The sequence below is a fragment of the Algoriphagus ratkowskyi genome, assembly GCF_002150505.1.
Taxonomy (GTDB): Bacteria; Bacteroidota; Bacteroidia; order Cytophagales; family Cyclobacteriaceae; genus Algoriphagus; species Algoriphagus ratkowskyi.
This window is the reverse complement of record NZ_MSSV01000002.1, coordinates 20898-40448: the sequence shown is the minus strand read 5'-3', so window position 1 is coordinate 40448 and position 19551 is coordinate 20898. Positions and strand designations below refer to the sequence as shown.

Sequence of the window (19551 nt, the reverse complement as noted above, 5' to 3'; positions counted from 1 at the left end):
GAGCTCGTGTTCTAAAAGCGAATTCGGATGAACCCTCGTAATTCCACTCTCCAGTGATGATGGTTCTGAAGTGAGATTTTTAAGTCTTGTATCGCAAGGTGTTTTTATGTCGTGATTCACGCACCGTGGCATGGCCATATACCTTGTAAAGTTCCCCGGCCTGATCATCCAACTGCTGCTCCAATTTCTAATGAATAGGAATGTAAATCTCACCTTTCGATAGGTTTGATTTTAATGATTCACCTCCCCATCTATCCTCCAAATTAATCAACGTTATAAAAAAATTCTCTGACAAAATTTTTTGCTTAAAGGTAGCTTTACTAGTAAATCCGTAATGTAACTTTTAGCGTCACAAGACAAGTTTATTTTTTATATAGGTAATTCATTATGCTGTCGCCCACGATAGGTCTATAATGACTGGATTCATAATAATTAGTTTTATCTTCTGTAAAAGAATTAATTCCGGAAAAATCATATAATCTGTCTCCAAAATATTCTTTTAATAGCGCTAGATCTTTAGGATGAAATTTAACTTGATTATATAAAGGTCCTATTACCACGTAATAGTTAGTGTTTTGTTTTTCTAGAATTACAACTATTTCTTCCAATAATTTTTGATGTTTTGCATTGATTTGCGGCAAAGAGTCTATTTTATCATTTGATGTCCTAGGATAGAAAATTGATTCCCTATTCTTAAAATACGATTCCGGATCTCTTAATAGTTCTTCTTCCTGATCTTCTATGATCATTTTATTATTGATCTTATCAAAAGCCATTTTTCGGCTCTCAAGAAACTCCGACATATAAGGTTTGAAATTTCCTGTAAGTTTATAATCATAAAAGCTTAAAAGAAATGTTGGGTTATAATAAGCTTTTATAAAATTCATATGAAAACTTAATTTGTTCTCACCGGATGTTTCAGGATGCTTTATGTATAAATGCCCTTCGTGATTTTCATCCCTCTGAAATGAGACATCTTCACATAGTATTATCAGAGCATTATCAATTTTTTCGCCTAAATCATCTATAAATTTTATTTTTTTATTGATTCCGTAAATAGATTCACCCGAAGCATCAAATATGTATGGGTTGTTATTTCCAATTAAATTATTTTCCCAAGTGTCAGGTCTAAAGGCTAGTGTCCTAGAACTTCCGAATATATAGGAATTGTAATGTTGGGTAGGATAGTTCCTAAGATATATTTCTGTAGAGATATAATCCCGATTGGGTAAAACATAAGAATAAGAAAAATCATCATAACTCCGTAAAACCATAAAGGGGTCAAAAATAAAATACCCTAATAGCAAAAACCATAAAGGAAAACTTCCCACTATAAGAAACAGTAAAACTTTTTTTATGAATGCGTTCATACTAAAATTGAAAATAAATAAACTGTTGTTGTTCACCTGAAAAGACAAATAATGCTAAAATTATCGAATAATAGAAAACAAGCCTTAATTTTCTAGGCCAATTAAACCCTATGGATGCCAATGCGAATTCCTCTTCTCTGCCTATCCATTCAACTATAATGAATATAATTAATAAGCCCAAAGTGGTTTTAGGAAAATGCTCTGGGATGTTAAAAAAGGAACTAGAGAACAAATCAGATAAATAAGTAAATGCATGGGTGATATTATCAGCTCTGAAAAAGATCCAGGCTAATACTGTTAACCCAAAAGTTAAACCCATTTTACCAAACTCAGTCATTGAAGGTAATACTCTGCCTTTAGCCACTATGTCCATATTCACTCTATTTCTTTTGGAAAGCAAAAGAGGAAGAAAATACAATGCATTTAAAAAACCCCAAAATACAAAAGTCCAATTGGCTCCATGCCAAAATCCGCTTACAACAAAAATTATAAAGGTGTTTCGTATTTTCTTGATCATTCCACCTTTACTTCCTCCTAAAGGGATGTAGAGATAGTCTCTAAACCATGTGGATAAAGATATATGCCATCTTCTCCAAAATTCCGCTATATCTCTAGAGAAATAAGGAAATGCAAAATTTCGCATAAGATTAAATCCAAAGAGTCTGGATGTTCCTATCGCAATATCTGAATATCCAGAAAAGTCCCCATAAATCTGAAAAGCAAATAATACCCCTCCTAGGAATAGTGTAGATCCAGAAAGACTATCAGAATTATTAAAAATATAGTTTACGGATTCTGCACAATTATCTGCGATGACTACTTTTTTGAATAGTCCCCAAAGTATTTGGCGTAATCCATCTACAGCTTTGCTGTATTCAAATGTTCTTTTATTCTCAAATTGAGGTAGTAAATTGGACGCTCTCTCTATAGGTCCAGCAACTAATTGAGGGAAAAAACTTACGAACGCTGAAAAGGCAACAAAATCTGTAGTGGGTTTAATTTTTCTTTTATATACATCGATTGAATAACTTAAAGTCTGAAACGTATAAAAACTAATCCCCACAGGAAGGATAATGTTCAAGGAGGAATTGCTGATTGGATTTCCAAAGAAAGTAAAAGCAGTATTGAAATTTTCAATGAAGAAATTAAAATACTTGAAGAACCCCAGAAAGCCCAAATTAACGCATATGCTCACCCATAAAAGGACTTTTCTTTTTCGTTCATCCTGTTGCTTAAATAGGGCAACACCTATAAAATAATCCAATAATGAAGAGAAAAATATTAAAAAAAGAAATCTCCAATCCCACCAACCATAAAACACATAGCTAGAGACTAGAATTAAAAAGTTTTGATACTTTGTAATACCCTTGGATGCAAACCAATAAAGGATAAATACGATTGGTAAAAAGATTGCAAAATCAATCGAATTGAAGAGCATTAATTATTGATTTTTATGATTGGTATTTGAAATGATTGGATTCACAAAAGCCACCAAAACACAGTAATTTATTTTATTGGCTATTTGTTGGCTAGACTAAATTATGAGAAATAAATACTTTCAAGATTTTTCATTCGGTTTGAATAGGTGAACTGTGGATCTAGCTCAAACCGTTTTAATCCATCTACCTGTTTTATAAATTTTACAGATTCATTCACGGTAATATCAAACCATTCGGGAGTATTCATTGCATCCTCATCTATGGGACTTACTCCATCCCAATTAAAAGAGTTAATCAGGTAACCATTTACTCCGTGTTTTACCATTTCTGGTATTGCTTTAAGTTTTACGGAGACAACAGGTATCCCAAATGACAGTGCTTCAAGAATAGTAAAGCCAAATGTTTCCATTCTACAAGGGTGGAGCAATACATCGGCCTGAGGATACAATTTTGCTATCATATCATGTTTTCGGAATGGCTTTATAATTAGGTCATTATTGGTTTTTGAATATTCTAGCATCTCATCTATTATATCACAGGATTTTTGATAGGCAATTCTATCTGCTTCTGGATAATCTTCGAAATTGTGCCCTAACGTGCCGGCGATTATCAACTTAACCTTGAAACCCTCTTTTTTTAATCTTTTAAATACCTCAAAAGAAACATCAAAACCCTTCAGATATGAACCATATCCAACCGAAATAATAGTAAATAACTTATTTTTTTCACTCGGTTTGAAGGTGCTGTAATTTTTCACTGCAGGATAAACCAAAAAAGATTTAGGCTTATTAAGCTGTACACGTCCTGAATATTTGCTTTCAAATAGTAAAGCACTGACTCTAGGGTCTTCAAATAAAGAATTCTTCGCTAGTCCCTCACATTCTATTACGGTCTTTTTTCCAAATTTTAAATATTCCTCTTTAAAAGCTGAATGATCTAGATGAAGTATATGACAATTTTTCAAGGCAAATTTTCCTAAAAGAGAATTTCGCCAATTTGGATCAAAATAGAACCAAGTAACTTTCGAAGTTTTAAAATTTAAAAAAAAATCACTATAGATCGGATGCAATTTATTGAATAAAACAACTTTTTTTGAGGGCTTGAATATCCGAAATAAAGAGAAATGGAGAAAAAAGAAGAAAAAAGTCACTCTTTTATAATTAAGAAAAGAATTTAAACCCCTAATAAAAAGTCTTTTAGGACTGTCTAGCATACTCTTAAAATTAAATACATTGACTTTTGCGGGCGAAATTGAAAATTCAACAGGCCAAAATTACCTAAAAAACTAATCTTTCCAATGCATTTCCTTGAGAGTTAAAAGGTATAATTCAATTTGTAGGGGATTTGAAATTTTCAGATATAGAAGGAAATGTGGTTATTTAAAAAAGATATTTGATTTAAGGCTTTAGTTTTTGGGATGCTGGATAAATTATCCTTTTCTTTGGCTTTTAAAAATCACCAAGAGCAAATTATAAAGTGTTCTGAGGTAATATTATAGTAATATGAACCAAAATTTCAATGATTTCGCTACCGTTTTAAAAACAATGGCGAAACATCCGCGCGTATTTAAGCAGGCTTTGATGACCTTACCTTCTATATGTGAAGGGTTTCTTTTTTCAAAAGAGTTTAAGGATTCTGATGCTTCTAAGATAGCCGAAGGTGAGCTAAGTAATCCGCTTTTGGATTATTTTAGAAATCATCATACTGGTCCTGGCTTGTGGAAATGGGAGCATTATTTTGAAATTTATCATCGACACCTTTCAAAATACATCGGCAAAAAAGCAGATATTTTGGAAATAGGGATCTATAGCGGAGGAAGCCTTCAAATGTGGAAATCCTATTTTGGTGAAAAAGCTCATATATATGGAGTGGATATTGAAGAAGCCTGCAGAGCTTATGAAGCTGATAACGTTTCAGTCTTTATAGGAGATCAAGGGGATAGGACATTTTGGAACAGTTTCAAAAAGCAAGTTGAAGGGATCGATATTCTCATAGATGATGGTGGACATACGACGGAGCAACAGAGGATTACTTTAGAAGAGATGTTAGGTCACCTGCGTCCCGGTGGAGTATATATCTGCGAAGATGTTCATGGTAATTTTAATAAATTTGCCTCATATGCTGCATCCTTGGTTAATGATCTGAATAGTATCAATCGACCCGATTCTCTTCTTGACAGTAAAGTAACTGAGTTTCAATCGGCAATACATTCCATTCATTTTTATCCATATATGGTAGTTATCGAAAAAAATCTGATTTCTCCTAAAAAGCTATCTGCACCAAAACATGGAACGGAATGGCAGCCCTTTTTGAAAGGAAGTTTTTAAGATCTTACATAAAAATGAAAAAGTTCACCATACTATCTAATCCTCCTTGTGTTGTTTAATGATAAAGGAGTTAAATAACTGAAAATTGCTACCTGTTAGTTTTAGATAAATTTATCGAAAGTCTATTAAGCTAATATTGCTTTGCTCGGTTACCAGCTAACTCATAAATTAAATCAAGAATAATAGTGAATAAGAATTATTTTATATGCGTCATTTAATATGGATTCTCATTCATTATGTGTTTTTTTTGGTTCTCCCAGAATTTGGAGCATCTATTTCGCTTATTCTTTTTCTTATAATTGAAATTTCTACCACTCTTTATAAAAATAGACGATTTTCCTTCATTAGCTTCTATTATATAGGTTTATTAATTACTATTGGAGCTAATATTAAGGTTATATATGAGTTTGTTTATGGTGATGGGATTATGTCCTATAGCTACGCAATAGAAGAATTTTTTTCAATTTCATCATTAATATTAGCTTTTGGAAATCAGGCCATTGCCTTTGGGTATGGACTACGTTTTAACTTTAAATTTCCTAAAATAGATTTTGCTGTTAAGTTGAGCAGGCAAAATTTATATAGAATATTCGTAATTGGGCTTTTATTTGCTTTCAAAACATTTTGGATATTCTTTGTCCTTCCAGGTTCCTTACAAACTATTATTGATGTAATACCTATCATTTGTATTTTCATCCTTGGAAAGTTTGCAGGTAGATACAATTTTGGATTTTTATATGTTTTGGCTTTGATTTTAACGGTAATGACCGCTTTTAATGCCATTTTGTTTTCCTATTTAAGAATGGAAATTATTCTACCTATTTTGGTTTTTATTTTAAGTTATTTTATAGGTTCAAATTCATTAAAATCTTTTTTCTCAGTTAAGTTTATTCCTGTTTTATTCTTGGTTTTCTTGTTCTTATCGTTTTTTGCGATGTTTGGTGAACAAAGATCCAATTTGTCCGTAGGGATAAGCAGGCTTACTGAATTCAATGATACTTCTTCAAATAAGTTCGTCTATGAGATGGATGAAGAGGAAAAGTTATCACCTTTTGAGCGTTCTTCTAATATCGCCCAAGTCTCTGCCGTTGTAGGTTTAACTGAATCTAACGGCTTCTACAAGGGCTTAGCTTCTTCACCACTTATAGCAGCATTTATTCCTAGGGTTTTTTGGCCAGAAAAACCTGCCATAGCATTAGGCGTGTGGTTTGCTGTCGAAATAGGTGCTGCAACCGAAACAGAAGATTGGTACAATAACTCAATAAATATGACTATTCCCGGCAATCTTTTTCTTGATTTTGGCTGGGTTGGGTTATTAATAGGCTGTTTTCTAATTGGTGTTTTTATAAAATTACTTTGGAATGCAAGTGGTTTCTATGACAATAAATTCAATTTACTGGGCACCTTTTTGGGAGTGTATTTGCTATTTACTGGCTTTCTTGGAATCGGGGCTGATCTTCAGATTCTTATAACCTATCTAGCAATCTATTTAGTATTGTTTATTTTTAATATCTTCTTTAAAAGAACTAATGAAAACACTTTGTATAGGGCCGATTTGGCGAGGAAGTAATGCAGGAGGCTTATTTAAAGCTATGGCGAGACAAGGTGTATTGATAGAAGTAGTTGATGAATTTTATTATATCCCACTTTCTCCTGTTACACTTAAAGCAAAAATCATTAGTAAATTAGCTAGGAAGCTTTATATCAATGATTATAATGAGGCGATCATTGATGCGTTTAACAAAATTACTCCGGACTATGTGTTTGTATATAAAGGAGCATTTATTTATCCAAAGACACTTGAATTTATAAAAAATAAAAATATTCCCATTTTTAATTTTTACCCAGATGTAAGTATTCATACTCATGGAAATTTATTAAAAGATTCAATGAGATTATATGATAAAATATTTACCACAAAGTCCTTTGGTAAAGATGACTATATAAAACAATTAGGTGTAGAAAAAGTTGTTTTTATACCTCATGGATTTGACCCTGAAATTCATCGACCTGTATCATTTGAAAATATACCAAAGTCATTCTTCTGTGATGTGAGTTTTATAGGTACTTTTTCACCTAAAAAAGAAGCTATTTTAGCTCAAATTGTTGAAAAAATGCCCTCTGTAAATTTCAAAATTTGGGGTACACAATGGGAAAAATCCAGCAAATCAATACTTAAATCTAAAATTCAAGATCAAGGTATTTTCGGAGATCTTTATGCAGCAGCTATAAATGGTTCCAAGATTAACCTAGGGATTTTATCTGAGCGGGTAGGGGGTGCTTCTTCAGGCGATTTGATCACCTCTAGGACTTTTCATATACCTGGGGCAGGTGGTTTTCTCATTCATGAAAAAAACCATGAATCTGTAAAGTATTTCCAGGAAGGGGTAGAGGCTGATTTTTTTGAATCTGCCGAAGACCTTGCTGATAAAATCTTATTCTATCTTAATAACGAATCCAAAAGAGATCAAATAAGAAATGCGGGATTTATAAGAGCTCAAAAAGAACATAGCCTTGATTGTCGAGCAAAATTATTACTAGAAAATTTTAATTAAATCTTAATGATTGTTCATCATTTTAATAGAGAACCACGCCCTGGAAATTATACATTTGAACAGCTTTTTGGGGCTATAAGGGGAGAGCTGAGTAAGAAGGTAGAGGTGAACAATTATAATTTGCCAGCTGATCTTGGAAGGTTAAGCTCTGTATTATATGCAAATAAAAATTCCGGAAAAATAAATCACATTACTGGGGATGTTCATTTCTTGGCGTACGGGTTTAGAAACAAGACAAATTTGTTAACTATTCATGATATTGGATATTATAAATACAGTCTTTCCGGATTTAAGAAGAAATTGTATAAAAAAATCTGGTTAACTGATCCGTGTAAAATTTCTGACCTAGTCACTGTTATATCAGATCATACTAAAAGTGAACTTCTTCAGGAGGTGAATATGGATCCTGATAAAGTAATCGTAATTCACAATCCCTTATTACCAGGGTTTCATTTTAAAGATAGAAAATCCAATTCCAAACCTGTTATTCTGCAAGTAGGGAGTGGGGACAATAAAAATGTTTTAAGGCTGATTGAGGCCTGTAAAGGTTTGGACGTTAAACTTCTATTGATAAATAAATTTTTCGATAAAAGGATTTTGGAGAAATTGAGTTCTTATAAAATAGATTATGAACAAAGAGTTGATTTGAGTTTTGATCAACTGTTAGAAGCATATGAGGAGTCCGATATGTTGTATTTTGCTTCCGAATACGAAGGTTTTGGAATGCCAATTATTGAATCACAGGCTATTGGGAGACCAGTGATTACATCTAATTGTAGTTCTATGCCAGAAATTGGAGGGGATGAATCTAGTTTTTTAGTAAATCCGCTAGATGTAGAGCAAATTAGAGATGCTATCTGTAAACTTGTCGAAGATCAAGAATTTTATGAAGTGCTTGTAGAAAAAGGATTGAAAAATATCGAAAGGTTTTCATTATCCTCAATAGCAAGTCAGTATGAAGCAGTGTACAAATCTTTAGATAAGTAAAGATGATTTTACTAGATGCTGTATTTATAAACAATAGCGGAGGAAAAGTTCTCTTGGATTATCTGGTCCCTCAACTTTTTGAGAAACATCCAGATACTTTTTTTTTACTTGATCAACGAGTGAAAAATTCATATGATTTTTTGCCTCCAAATCAGGTAAAATTCATTCCAAATAGCCTTATCGAAAGGCATGAATTTTATAAAAATAACTTTAACAAGTTCACGTCAATTTTGTGTTTTGGAAATGTTCCTCCCGCAATCAGACTAAAAGCTAAAGTTTTCACTTATCTCCATAACTCTGTATTATTCTATACAGGTCCAGATTTTCCTTTTAAAGTTGCAATTGGGTATAAAGTAAAATCAATTATTGTTCGATTTCTTAAGAAAAACACTGATTTCTGGTGCGTTCAGACGCCATTTATGAAAAGGGAGATGGAGAAACATTGGAAAATCAATCCTGATAAAATCATTGTGATTCCTTTTTTCAACACATTTTCTTATCCTGACTCTGAAAAAAGATCTCTTCACGAATATTATTATATCAGTGATGGTCACCCAAATAAGATGCACAACAATTTGTTGGAAGCCTTTAAAAAAGCATATTTGAAAAATCCGATGATTTCTCTTAATCTGACGATAAGTGCACAATATCCAGAGCTTATAAAAAAAGTTGAAACATTGCAAAGTGAAGGAGTTTCAGTAAAAAATCTTGGTTGGTGCACTTCTGATCAGCTGAAATCAATTTATTCCAAAGGCGGATATTTGTTATTTCCATCAACTCAAGAAAGTTTTGGGTTGGGATTAATAGAAGCAGCTCAATATGGTATGAAGGTAATCGCCTCAGATCTGCCTTTCGTTCATGAGGTAATTGAACCCTCATATACATTTGATCCATGGAATATTGATTCAATTGCTGAGGCGATTGAGACTTCTATAGATACATCTCTACCAACCACAAAGCTTAAAATTGAAAATGAAATTTTAAAGCTTCTAGAAGTAATTAATAAATGAACGTAGGTTTTCAAAATACACTCATCTCCAATGTTCCAGATCCCTATTGCTCGGATTTGGAAGTGATGCTTCAGGTTAATTCTTATGCAGTTTTAAAACCTAGCGGGAATAGTGGGATAAGTTATTCCGGAAGTAAATTGACTAAACTTTGGAATTATTTTCAGGTTTACAAATTTAATGATGTCCTCAGAAAGTCACTATCCCGCTCATTTGCTGAAAAAATCAGAAATGACAAATGGATGGTAGTGGGCTTAGGTGAATTGGATGGAAAAGAATATTGGTTTTTCCACCCCGCATCTCAAAAATATCAATCAAAAATATCAGTTTCAAAAAACTGGATTATTCCCACTCTTGGAAATTCCATAAGGAAAGATGGATGGGCTACTTTTCCTTTTGGGTTGCTTGACGAAGAGCTTTTGCAGGCGTTTGATCAAGTATTTCCAGTTTTTTCAGGAGATCGATTTTCGCCAAGTCACGAGGTTTTAAGTAATCTGATTAAGCAGGTACAGTCCTTGGAATTTACACCTGTAGATCAGGTCTTTACTGTTGAAAAATCATTCGAGCTTGAGAAAATTCAAAAAACCAAAAGTGCAAAGGAGGCAGTATTGTTTGGATACGGGAATTATGCAAGAACTATTACCTTACCTTATCTTCGGCCTTATGTAGAATTGGCGCGTGTCCACGAGGTTGACCCTTCTTTATTTATTAATTCTAAATTATCTAGCGTTTCTACCTCTCCCTATTCGGATGATGAAGACTCTAAATTCCCTGTCTGGTTAATTGCAGGTTTTCATCATACTCATGCACAATTAGCCATTTCAGCATTAGAGAAAGGTGTGATTCCCGTTATAGAAAAACCTATTGCTACTACTTGGGAAGATTATCAGCAATTTGTAAAGGTAGCTGGTGAAATGAAAACTCCATTTTTCCAATGTTTTCAAAAGAGGTATCAGATTTACAATGAGTTTTTAAGAGAAGACTTAAAAGTTCAGCACGGAGATCCAATACATTTTAAAGCTACCGTATTTGAAATCCCTTTGGATAAATATCATTGGTATAATTGGCCTGTTTCTGGCAGTAGGATTATTTCTAATGGTTGTCATTGGATAGATCATTTTCTTTATTTAAATGATTATTGTGATTGGAGTGGCTTTCAAGTGGACCAGCTCACCAAAGAAGATTTAGTGATTCAAATTAAGCTGGTTAATGGTGCATCTGGAATTATCACCCTTTCAGATACCGGTTCAAACCGCATTGGGATGAGAGAATATGTGGAATTTTCGGTTCCGGGTAGAAGAGCATTTGTTAAGGATTCGTTACTTTATCAAAGTGAATCCAATGAGAAAATTATCCGAACCTATAAAACTGATAAGCTGGCATATCTACGAAAAATGTACAAGGAAATAGGGAAGAAAATCCATCAGGGAAGTTCGGGTGATGATTTAAAAACTTTAAAATCAACCAAACTTTGCTTAGAAATAGAAGATAAGTTAAAGACTCAAAATTCAGAATACCATAAGTAGTATGTAATCGAGCATGCCTGAGGCAGATAGGCATGACTAAAAAGTCACACACTGGAATGATTTTACCCTGAGAGATTCCTTATGGCCATTGAAAAGAAATTATAATCATTATGAAACAAATCATTCAATCATTTAAAACTGGGGAAACTATTTTAGAGGAGATTCCAGCTCCAGTTTCTTCCCGCGGCAATTTATTGATTCGCACCACTCACTCTCTTGTCTCATTGGGCACAGAAAGAATGTTGGTGGAATTTGGTAAAGCCAATTTAATCCAGAAAGCCCGTCAACAGCCGGATAAGGTTAAAATGGTTTTGGATAAAATTAAAGCGGAAGGTTTGATCCCCACTTTAGAGACGGTTTTCAGTAAGTTAGAACAGCCACTTCCATTAGGGTATTGTAATGTAGGAGTGGTAGAAGAAGTAGGTGAAGGCGTAAGTGGTTTTCAAATAGGAGATAGGGTAGTATCTAATGGGCCTCATGCTGAATATGTTTCTGTACCAAAAAATCTTGTAGCCAAAATACCAGCTGAGGTAAGCAATGAAGAGGCTGTATTCACAGTCATAGGATCCATTGGACTTCAGGGAATCAGACTTTGCAATCCTAGCTTCGGTGAAACCATCGTTGTGACAGGGCTCGGTTTGATTGGTTTGTTGACCGCTCAAATGTTGATTGCAAATGGATGTCAAGTTATAGGAATTGATGTAGATGAATCAAAATGTCAACTAGCCGCATCATTTGGAATTATTGCGATCAATCCCAAAGATTCTGGAGATCCTGTCCAAACTGTGATGCTACACACTGATGGAATAGGAGCTGATGGTGTAATAATTACCGCTTCCACCAAATCCAACGAAGTGATCTCTCAGGCTGCAAAAATGTCTAGAAAAAGGGGGCGAATAATTTTAGTTGGGGTTATAGGACTGGATATAAGTCGAGCTGATTTTTATGAAAAGGAATTGACTTTTCAAGTTTCTTGCTCTTACGGGCCAGGTAGATATGATGAAGATTATGAACAAAAAGGTATGGATTACCCTTTGCCTTTCGTTCGGTGGACAGAAAAAAGAAATTTTGAGTCTATTTTATTTTCCCTTAAAACAGGGAAATTGAAAGTAAAGGAACTGATTACAGAACAAATACCTTTAGAAAATTTTCTGGAGATTTATGGTCAGATAGGAAGCTCTAAGTCAATTGCAAGTATTTTACTTTATCCTGAAAAAGCAGGCGAAAAACAGTTAAAGTCACAAAGGACATTAGCCGTCAACACTCCCAAATTCCCAATATCGAAAGGAGTTATGGGGATAATCGGAGCAGGTAATTTTACTAAAATGACTCTGTTGCCGGCAATTAAGAATTTGGAAGTGAGAACCAAATACATCGCATCCTCTGGTGGCTTGTCTGGCACCCAACTTGCGAAGAAGCACGCAATTGAAAATTCTACTACAGATTATAATGCCATATTACAGGATAAAGAAGTAGATACACTAGTCATTACAACCAGGCATAATTCCCACGCACAATTTGTAAGTGAAGGAATTAAATCTGGAAAACATGTATTTGTAGAAAAACCACTAGCGCTTACGCTAAAAGAGTTGGATCAAATTGAAAAGGAATTTTCAGAGCAAAGTCAATCATCATTGATGGTAGGGTTCAACAGACGTTTTTCACCGCATACCATGGCTATGAAAAAAGCATTGGGCAATGCCGGTACTCCTATACAATTGATTGCTACTATGAACGCAGGGTTTATTCCGCCAAATGTATGGGTTCACGATATGAAAGTTGGTGGTGGTAGAATAATAGGCGAAGCTTGCCATTATTTGGATTTGGCAGTTTTTCTTACAGGTTCAAAAATCAAAGCAGTGTGCATGAATGCTATGGGGCTTAATCCTGAGGAAAACACTGATAATGCCACACTATTGGTTAAACATGAAAATGGAAGTAATTCTGTGATAAATTATTTTTCAAATGGATCAAAAGCCTACAGTAAAGAAAGACTCGAGGTTTATTGGAATGAACAAACCATGATAATGGATAATTACCGAGAAACTTCAGGATTTGGAGTCAAAGGATTTAAAAACTTGAAGACCAAATTAGATAAAGGACATAAAAACCAATTTGAAACCTACTTTAAATTTATCCAACAGGGGGGACAACCACCAATTCCATCAGATGAACTATTTAATGTTAGTAAAGCTTCTTTAGCTGCCCTAAGGAGCTTGAAAACTGGACAATGGGAACAAGTATCGGAATGATTCAAAAATTAAAAAAAATCCCAATTTTCCTACAGTTTATTCAAAATATGGGGCCCCGATATGTTTATTATCGGGTTTTTCATGAAATTGAAAAACGGACAGGAGCTCTTAAAAGGAGACATCCTACAGATGTTCCTTTAAAATATTTCATTTCATGGAATGACTGGAAAGTAAGCTGTAAAGATTTTATTTTCGATCAGCGAGAGGATATTACAACCAACGTAACTCCCGATCTTGCACTTAAAGCGCGATTTGATAAAATCCAAAGAGGAAATTTTCGATTCTTCTTTCATCAGGAATTGGATTTAGGAGAAAATTATGACTGGATTACACATCCGTTGACGAAAAAGGTTTTCTCAAATCAAATACATTGGAGTGAAATACCTGATTTTGATCCAGAATTAGGTGATATAAAATACGTTTGGGAGAAATCAAGATTTACTTATTTGCATGATGTGATCAGGTATGACCAAAGTTTTGGTGAAGATCATTCCGAGTGGGTAAAAAATGAAATTGAAAGTTGGATTGATAGCAATCCTATTAACTGCGGTCCAAACTGGAGATGTAGTCAGGAGATTTCCTTACGTATATTCAACTGGTCTTTCGTTTTAAATTTTTACCGCAACTCTTCACATTTTGATGAAGCTTTTTGGAAAAAGGTTCAGCCAGTCATTTATTGGTCTTTGCATCATGTATTTCATCACATTGATTTTTCACGGATTGCTGTCAGGAATAATCACGCAATCACTGAAACCTTATTCCTTACTTTAAGTGAGCTTTTGTTCCCATTCATTCCAGAAACAAAGATTTGGGCTGCTCAGGGAAGAAAGTGGTTTGAAGAAGAAATAGCTTATCAGATTTATGAGGATGGCACATTTTTACAGTTTAGCACAAATTACCATAGAGTGGTTGTACAGCTGCTGTCATTGGGATTGACCTTATCTGAATTACATAAAAAACCTTTTAGCTCAACAGTTTACAGTAGAGCATATGAGTCGTTGAAGTTTTTGTATACATGTCAGGATGAGAAAAGTGGTTTTCTGCCAAACTATGGAGCAAATGATGGAGCTCTCTTTTTCCAACTTTCCGAACAGCACTTTCGGGATTACAGACCACAGCTGAATGCATTGCACAAATTATTGACTGGTTCTTACTTGTATGAGGATATTGCGTTGGAAGAATCGAATTGGTGGGGAATTAAACACGAAAACAAAGATGTCAATTTTGAATCATTGCAAAGGAGAGATGGGGATTATTCATTTACGGTAGGAGGGTATTATGTAATAAGAGATCAAGAAAGCCTTACCTTCATCAGGTGTGGCAGTCACAAAGACAGACCTCAACAAGCAGATAATCTTCATGTCGATATTTGGGTGAATGGGAAGAATATTCTTTTAGATTCAGGAACCTACAAGTATAATTGTGATGCGGAGTTAAAAGAAAATTTTGAAGGAACAATAGGGCATAATACCGTAAGCTTAGAACATAAAAGTCAAATGCTCAAGGGGAGTAGGTTTATTTGGTTTTTTTGGACACAATGTTTGCAAGCTTCAATCATTGAAACAGAAGAATCATGGGAATTTCAAGGTAAAATTTCGGCATTCAGATTTCTTTTTGGAAATTGCGTCCACTTAAGAAAAATAGTAAAATTTAAAGGATCTAATAAGTGGACTGTTAGCGATGAAATTTTAAATGTTCCAGATAATGTGAAAGCTTATCAAATATGGAATTCTGATGATTTCGACCAATTTCAAATCGTTTCAGATTGTGTAGATTATAGTAAAAATGAAAAATTTGATAAAGGTTTTTTCAGTGAATTTTATGGGGAGTTTTCTGAGATAAAAAGACTTTCTATTCCATTAAATACTCGAAAAGTCAAAACAACTTTCGCTTACAAACACGAATGAATATATTACTGATACATCAATATTTTTTGGAAGATAATGATCATGGAGGTTCCCGCTTCAATGAAATGGCTGCCAGTTGGGTTAGAGATGGGAATAAGGTGACTGTGATTGCAGGTATGATTCATTACAATGGTAATGAAAAACACGATGACTATAAGGGGAAGATTTACAAACGTAAAAAGCAAGGTGAGATTAACGTTATTCGTACTCACGTTTCGGAATCTTATAATTCAAGCTTTTTAGGTAGGTTGTGGGCATATTTTTCATTTATGTTTTCATCTCTATTTGCAGGATTATTTTTGGCTAGAGAGAAGTATGATTTTGTGCTTGTTACTTCACCACCTTTATTTATAGCTATAAGCGGATATTTTATAAGTAGAATTAAGCGAATTCCTTTAATTTTTGAAGTACGTGACTTATGGCCAGAATCAGCAATTGATACAGGAGTATTAAAAAGTAAATTATTAATAAAACTAGCATATAACCTTGAGCGGTTCATTTACAAAAAGGCTCATTTGATTAATGTGCTTACTCCTGCATTCAGAAAAAATCTAATTCATGAAAAAGGAGTAGATCCAAATAAGATAATTTTTATTCCGAACGGTGCAGATTTTCGAATTTCGGAAGAATTGACGAGATCATTTGATGCAAATGGCTTTAGACAAAAGCTAGGTTGGGATAACAAATTTGTAATTCTTTATGTTGGGGCACACGGAGTAGCCAACCATTTAATACAGGTTTTAGATGCTTCAGAGCAATTGAAGGATACCAATGTCCTGTTTGTTTTAATAGGTTCGGGAATGAGAAAGCCATTTTTAATAGAAGAGAAAGAACGGCGTCAGATTGAAAATGTAATATTTCTAGATCCAGTGCCTAAAAATGAAGTCTTTCAATACATTTTGGCCTCAGATATGGGTGCAAGTATTTTGAAAAAAGTTGATGCGTTTAAAACGATCTATTCAAATAAGACCTTTGACTACATGTCATGCAAAAAACCTGTTCTGATGGCTATTGATGGTGTCAGTAGAGATTTGATCGAAGAATCAAAGGCTGGTTCTTACGTTGAGCCTGAGAATTTATTACACTATAAAGAAGTCATCCATAGCTATTTAAACGATCCGGAAAGGATAGAAAGAGAAGGGAATAATGGCTATGAATTTGTAAAAGATAATTTTGACCGGGAAATCTTATCAGCCAAATACCTAAAATTTATTGAAGAAAAACTCTTTATTAAAGCATGATTTACAGGATTTTTATTAAAAGATTATTGGATCTCATATTGGCATTTGTTAGTCTGGTGATTACCTTGCCTATTTTTTTAGTAATTACAATAGTGCTATGGATTCAAAATGATGGTAAGCCATTTTTCTTTCAAGAACGGCCAGGAAAAAATGCTGCAGTTTTCAAAGTAATTAAGTTTAAAACAATGAATGACCATCTGGATTCTAAAGGTGTGTTATTACCAGATCATCAAAGAACAACTGGATTTGGGAAGTTTTTAAGACAAACATCTTTAGATGAAATCCCACAGCTTATTAATGTTTTAGTAGGAAATATGAGTTTAATAGGACCGAGGCCTTTATTAATGGAATACCTTGATCTTTATTCTACTGAACAGCATAGAAGACATCTGGTGAGGCCCGGCATCACTGGATTATCACAAGTTAATGGTAGAAACTTATTAGAATGGAAGAAAAGATTCGAGATGGACGTACACTATGTGGACAATCTCAGTTTTTTATTGGACTTCAAAATTTTTTTGTTGACAATTTTAAAGGTTTTCAAAAGAGAAGGAGCCTCTTCTTCTAAAACAGTAACAGTAGAAAAATTCAAAGGTAATTATCTATGAAAGATCAAAAGCCAAAAATATGGCTTTCTTCTCCTCACCTTGGAGAGAATGAATTTAAATATGTAAAAGAAGCTTTCGATACAAATTGGGTAGCTCCAGTAGGACCACATATTTCCAGATTCGAAGAGAGTTTGTCTCTTTTCGCAAATAATCAACCAGTTGCAGCGCTAACTTCTGGGACAGCTGCGCTTCATTTGGCTTTAATTTTATCAGGAGTGGGACCTGGTGATTATGTGATTTGTCAGTCTCTTACTTTTGCAGCTTCCGCTAATCCAATTCGTTATCTGGGTGCAATACCCGTATTCGTAGATAGTGAGGAAGAGACGTGGAATATGTGCCCTAGATTTTTAGAGGAAGCAATTGAGAATTGCTTAAAAGGGCAGTTCAAAACCGGCGCCTCAGAATCGTACTCTGGAAAAGCTAAAATGCCTAAAGCTATAATCCCTGTCCACTTGTATGGAATGCCTGCTAATATGCCTGAAATCAACAAAATTGCAGGAAAATATGGTATTCCAGTAATTGAGGATTCAGCTGAAGCGTTGGGGTCAACACTTAACAATCAATTTTGTGGGAGTTTTGGAGAGATGGGTGTTTTCTCATTTAATGGAAATAAAATAATTACTACCAGTGGGGGCGGAGCGCTAACTAGTAAAAATCCTGAATTCGTCCAAAAAGCAAAATTTCTTGCTACTCAGGCAAGGGAAGATGCCCCTCATTATGAACACAAAGAAATAGGTTATAACTATCGATTAAGCAACGTGTCTGCTGCAATAGGAATTGGCCAAGTGGAAGTGTTGCCTTTGAGAGTTTCGGCTCGTAGAAGAAATTATGATTTGTATAAGGAAAATTTAAAAGAGATCTCAGAAATCAAATTTTTGCCTGAACCAGAGGGATATTATTCCAATCGTTGGTTAACAACCGTTTTAATAGATGGAAGTCAGAATACTATTGATAGAGAAAAAATCCGACTTGCTCTTGATGAAGAAAACATAGAAAGCCGGCCTATATGGAAACCGATGCACCTACAGCCCGTATTTCAGAATTTCCCTTTTGTTGGTGGAGATGTTTCTGCAAATATTTTTAGATTAGGCCTATGTCTTCCAAGTGGTTCTAATCTTGAGAATTCACATATAGAGAAGGTAGTAGAAAATATAAAACAGCTATTCCATTAATCTGGATAGCTGTTTATTGTTGCAACTACTTTTTTATATTCTTCTTCAGTCATAACCGGACTTATAGGAAGACTTAATACTTCTTTAGATAGGGTTTCAGTAATTGGATATCCCATTTCATTGAAGTCCTTATAAGCTCCTTGCTTATGTGGTGGTATAGGATAATGAATTAAAGTCTGAATCCCATTTTTTTCTAAATAGCTCTGTAAGACATCCCTATTTTTTGATTTAATGACAAAGAGATGCCAAACATGCTCTTCAAAATTTGCTGCATTTGCCTCTTGAGGCAAAAACGGAAGAATTACTGATGAATTTTTTATATGTTCTAAATAATAGGCTGCAATAAATCTTCTTTTATTATTATCTGCCTCTAGTTTCCTTAATTTTACTCTCAATACAGCTGCCTGTATTTCATCCAACCTTGAATTTAATCCCTGATAGCCATGGACATATTTTTCTAAGGATCCATAATTGGCCAAAGATCGGATTACCGTAGCCAGTTCCAAATTATTGGTTGTTACCGCACCTCCGTCACCTAAAGCCCCAAGATTTTTACCAGGATAAAAGCTGTGTCCTGATGCATCTCCCAGATTACCAGTATTTTTCCCTTTCCATTTGGCACCTATAGCCTGAGCATTGTCTTCTACAATTTTCAAATGATATTTTTTAGACAAATCCACCATTTCCTGGTTTATCCCAATTTGTCCATATAAATGCACCACGAGTATAGCTTTGGTTTTTGGAGTGATGGCAGCCTCAATTTTAGATGAATCAAGATTGAAGCTATTAGGATCAGGTTCCACCAAAACAGGTACAAGTCGGTTATCTGTAATTGCCAAAATGGAGGCAATAAAAGTATGGGCCGGAACAATAACTTCATCTCCCTCCTGAATTTCACCCAGTTCTAAATATGCCTTAAATATTAACCTCAAGGCATCCAAACCGTTGGCCACGCCTATGGTATGTTTACAGCCTAGGAATGCGGAATATTCTGATTCAAAGTTCTCTAATTCTTTTCCTAGCAGATACCAACCTGAATCTAAAACGGATTTTATAGCATTTGACAGCTGAGGTTCATAGCTATCATTAATAGCCTTAAGGTCTAAAAATTTTATCATAGGTTTAGATATAAACCGTCACTATGGAAGAGTGACGGGTAA

The 19551-nt window shown here is 34.3% G+C and carries 16 protein-coding genes; 11 read left to right on the top strand and 5 right to left on the bottom strand.

The genetic code is table 11. The features are described from left to right. Window positions 1-362: 362 nt before the first annotated feature. From BVH02_RS01940 to BVH02_RS01930, 3 genes are all read right to left on the bottom strand, one after another. On the bottom strand, window positions 363-1370 hold the full coding sequence (locus BVH02_RS01940; protein ID WP_086498310.1) for a hypothetical protein: 1008 nt from the start codon (window positions 1368-1370) through the stop codon (window positions 363-365). Window position 1371: 1 nt separating this feature from the next. Further along, entirely contained in the window at window positions 1372-2808 is a 1437-nt protein-coding gene (locus BVH02_RS01935; RefSeq protein WP_086498308.1) for an MBOAT family O-acyltransferase, read from the bottom strand. A 101-nt stretch (window positions 2809-2909) separates the two neighbouring features. Then, complete coding sequence (locus tag BVH02_RS01930; protein WP_158093845.1) at window positions 2910-3773, bottom strand: glycosyltransferase; 864 nt, start codon at window positions 3771-3773, stop codon at window positions 2910-2912. Window positions 3774-4311: 538 nt separating this feature from the next. Between BVH02_RS01930 and BVH02_RS01925 the strand changes: the two genes are divergently transcribed. Continuing rightward, window positions 4312-5136: a class I SAM-dependent methyltransferase gene (locus tag BVH02_RS01925; protein ID WP_086498306.1), complete on the top strand. Its 825-nt coding sequence runs from the start codon at window positions 4312-4314 to the stop codon at window positions 5134-5136. 492 nt (window positions 5137-5628) lie between these two features. On the opposite strand, the gene BVH02_RS21615 is transcribed toward BVH02_RS01925, so the two are convergent. Next, window positions 5629-5919 (bottom strand): hypothetical protein, encoded by a 291-nt coding sequence (locus BVH02_RS21615; protein ID WP_205635696.1) that lies wholly within the window; start codon window positions 5917-5919, stop codon window positions 5629-5631. Window positions 5920-5938: 19 nt separating this feature from the next. On the opposite strand from BVH02_RS21615, the gene BVH02_RS21610 reads away from it, so the two are divergent. The 10 genes from BVH02_RS21610 to BVH02_RS01875 all read left to right on the top strand — a co-directional run bounded on the left by BVH02_RS21610 (window position 5939) and on the right by BVH02_RS01875 (window position 18391). Further along, window positions 5939-6706, top strand: a complete 768-nt coding sequence (locus BVH02_RS21610) for a hypothetical protein (RefSeq protein WP_205635695.1) — start codon at window positions 5939-5941, stop codon at window positions 6704-6706. Further along, window positions 6666-7691 (top strand): CgeB family protein, encoded by a 1026-nt coding sequence (locus BVH02_RS01915; protein WP_086498303.1) that lies wholly within the window; start codon window positions 6666-6668, stop codon window positions 7689-7691. The genes BVH02_RS21610 and BVH02_RS01915 overlap by 41 nt, the downstream gene beginning before the upstream one ends. 6 nt (window positions 7692-7697) lie before the next feature. Then, entirely contained in the window at window positions 7698-8678 is a 981-nt protein-coding gene (locus tag BVH02_RS01910; protein WP_086498301.1) for a glycosyltransferase, read from the top strand. Between the two features lie 2 nt (window positions 8679-8680). Continuing rightward, window positions 8681-9688: a glycosyltransferase gene (locus BVH02_RS01905; protein ID WP_086498300.1), complete on the top strand. Its 1008-nt coding sequence runs from the start codon at window positions 8681-8683 to the stop codon at window positions 9686-9688. Then, window positions 9685-11211, top strand: a complete 1527-nt coding sequence (locus BVH02_RS01900; protein WP_086498298.1) for a Gfo/Idh/MocA family oxidoreductase — start codon at window positions 9685-9687, stop codon at window positions 11209-11211. The genes BVH02_RS01905 and BVH02_RS01900 overlap by 4 nt, the downstream gene beginning before the upstream one ends. 110 nt (window positions 11212-11321) lie before the next feature. Next, window positions 11322-13463, top strand: coding sequence for a bi-domain-containing oxidoreductase (locus tag BVH02_RS01895; RefSeq protein ID WP_086498296.1), 2142 nt, complete (start codon window positions 11322-11324; stop codon window positions 13461-13463). After that, the gene (locus BVH02_RS01890) at window positions 13442-15370 is read left to right on the top strand and encodes a heparinase II/III domain-containing protein (RefSeq protein WP_086498294.1); all 1929 of its coding nucleotides are present in this window, start codon (window positions 13442-13444) and stop codon (window positions 15368-15370) included. Before BVH02_RS01895 ends, BVH02_RS01890 begins: the two co-directional genes overlap by 22 nt. Further along, the gene (locus tag BVH02_RS01885; protein WP_086498292.1) at window positions 15367-16611 is read left to right on the top strand and encodes a glycosyltransferase family 4 protein; all 1245 of its coding nucleotides are present in this window, start codon (window positions 15367-15369) and stop codon (window positions 16609-16611) included. The genes BVH02_RS01890 and BVH02_RS01885 overlap by 4 nt, the downstream gene beginning before the upstream one ends. Continuing rightward, on the top strand, window positions 16608-17219 hold the full coding sequence (locus BVH02_RS01880) for a sugar transferase (RefSeq protein ID WP_280530877.1): 612 nt from the start codon (window positions 16608-16610) through the stop codon (window positions 17217-17219). The genes BVH02_RS01885 and BVH02_RS01880 overlap by 4 nt, the downstream gene beginning before the upstream one ends. After that, a complete protein-coding gene (locus BVH02_RS01875) occupies window positions 17216-18391 on the top strand; it encodes a DegT/DnrJ/EryC1/StrS family aminotransferase (protein ID WP_086498290.1) in 1176 nt (391 codons plus the stop codon). The genes BVH02_RS01880 and BVH02_RS01875 overlap by 4 nt, the downstream gene beginning before the upstream one ends. On the opposite strand, the gene BVH02_RS01870 is transcribed toward BVH02_RS01875, so the two are convergent. Beyond that, the gene (locus BVH02_RS01870; protein ID WP_086498288.1) at window positions 18388-19509 is read right to left on the bottom strand and encodes a DegT/DnrJ/EryC1/StrS family aminotransferase; all 1122 of its coding nucleotides are present in this window, start codon (window positions 19507-19509) and stop codon (window positions 18388-18390) included. The genes BVH02_RS01875 and BVH02_RS01870 overlap by 4 nt on opposite strands. Between the last annotated feature and the right edge of the window lie 42 nt (window positions 19510-19551).

Excerpts from the sequence above, each read along its gene's own strand:
- BVH02_RS01940 (WP_086498310.1), bottom strand. The coding sequence starts at position 1,370 with ATGAACGCATTCATAAAAAAAGTTTTACTGTTTCTTATAGTGGGAAGT.
- BVH02_RS01875 (WP_086498290.1), top strand. The coding sequence starts at position 17,216 with ATGAAAGATCAAAAGCCAAAAATATGGCTTTCTTCTCCTCACCTTGGA.
- BVH02_RS01910 (WP_086498301.1), top strand. The coding sequence starts at position 7,698 with ATGATTGTTCATCATTTTAATAGAGAACCACGCCCTGGAAATTATACA.
- BVH02_RS21615 (WP_205635696.1), bottom strand. The coding sequence starts at position 5,919 with ATGGCATTAAAAGCGGTCATTACCGTTAAAATCAAAGCCAAAACATAT.
- BVH02_RS01895 (WP_086498296.1), top strand. The coding sequence starts at position 11,322 with ATGAAACAAATCATTCAATCATTTAAAACTGGGGAAACTATTTTAGAG.
- BVH02_RS01870 (WP_086498288.1), bottom strand. The coding sequence starts at position 19,509 with ATGATAAAATTTTTAGACCTTAAGGCTATTAATGATAGCTATGAACCT.
- BVH02_RS01915 (WP_086498303.1), top strand. The coding sequence starts at position 6,666 with ATGAAAACACTTTGTATAGGGCCGATTTGGCGAGGAAGTAATGCAGGA.
- BVH02_RS01900 (WP_086498298.1), top strand. The coding sequence starts at position 9,685 with ATGAACGTAGGTTTTCAAAATACACTCATCTCCAATGTTCCAGATCCC.
- BVH02_RS01925 (WP_086498306.1), top strand. The coding sequence starts at position 4,312 with ATGAACCAAAATTTCAATGATTTCGCTACCGTTTTAAAAACAATGGCG.
- BVH02_RS01935 (WP_086498308.1), bottom strand. The coding sequence starts at position 2,808 with ATGCTCTTCAATTCGATTGATTTTGCAATCTTTTTACCAATCGTATTT.
- BVH02_RS01905 (WP_086498300.1), top strand. The coding sequence starts at position 8,681 with ATGATTTTACTAGATGCTGTATTTATAAACAATAGCGGAGGAAAAGTT.
- BVH02_RS21610 (WP_205635695.1), top strand. The coding sequence starts at position 5,939 with ATGGAAATTATTCTACCTATTTTGGTTTTTATTTTAAGTTATTTTATA.
- BVH02_RS01885 (WP_086498292.1), top strand. The coding sequence starts at position 15,367 with ATGAATATATTACTGATACATCAATATTTTTTGGAAGATAATGATCAT.
- BVH02_RS01880 (WP_280530877.1), top strand. The coding sequence starts at position 16,608 with ATGATTTACAGGATTTTTATTAAAAGATTATTGGATCTCATATTGGCA.
- BVH02_RS01890 (WP_086498294.1), top strand. The coding sequence starts at position 13,442 with ATGGGAACAAGTATCGGAATGATTCAAAAATTAAAAAAAATCCCAATT.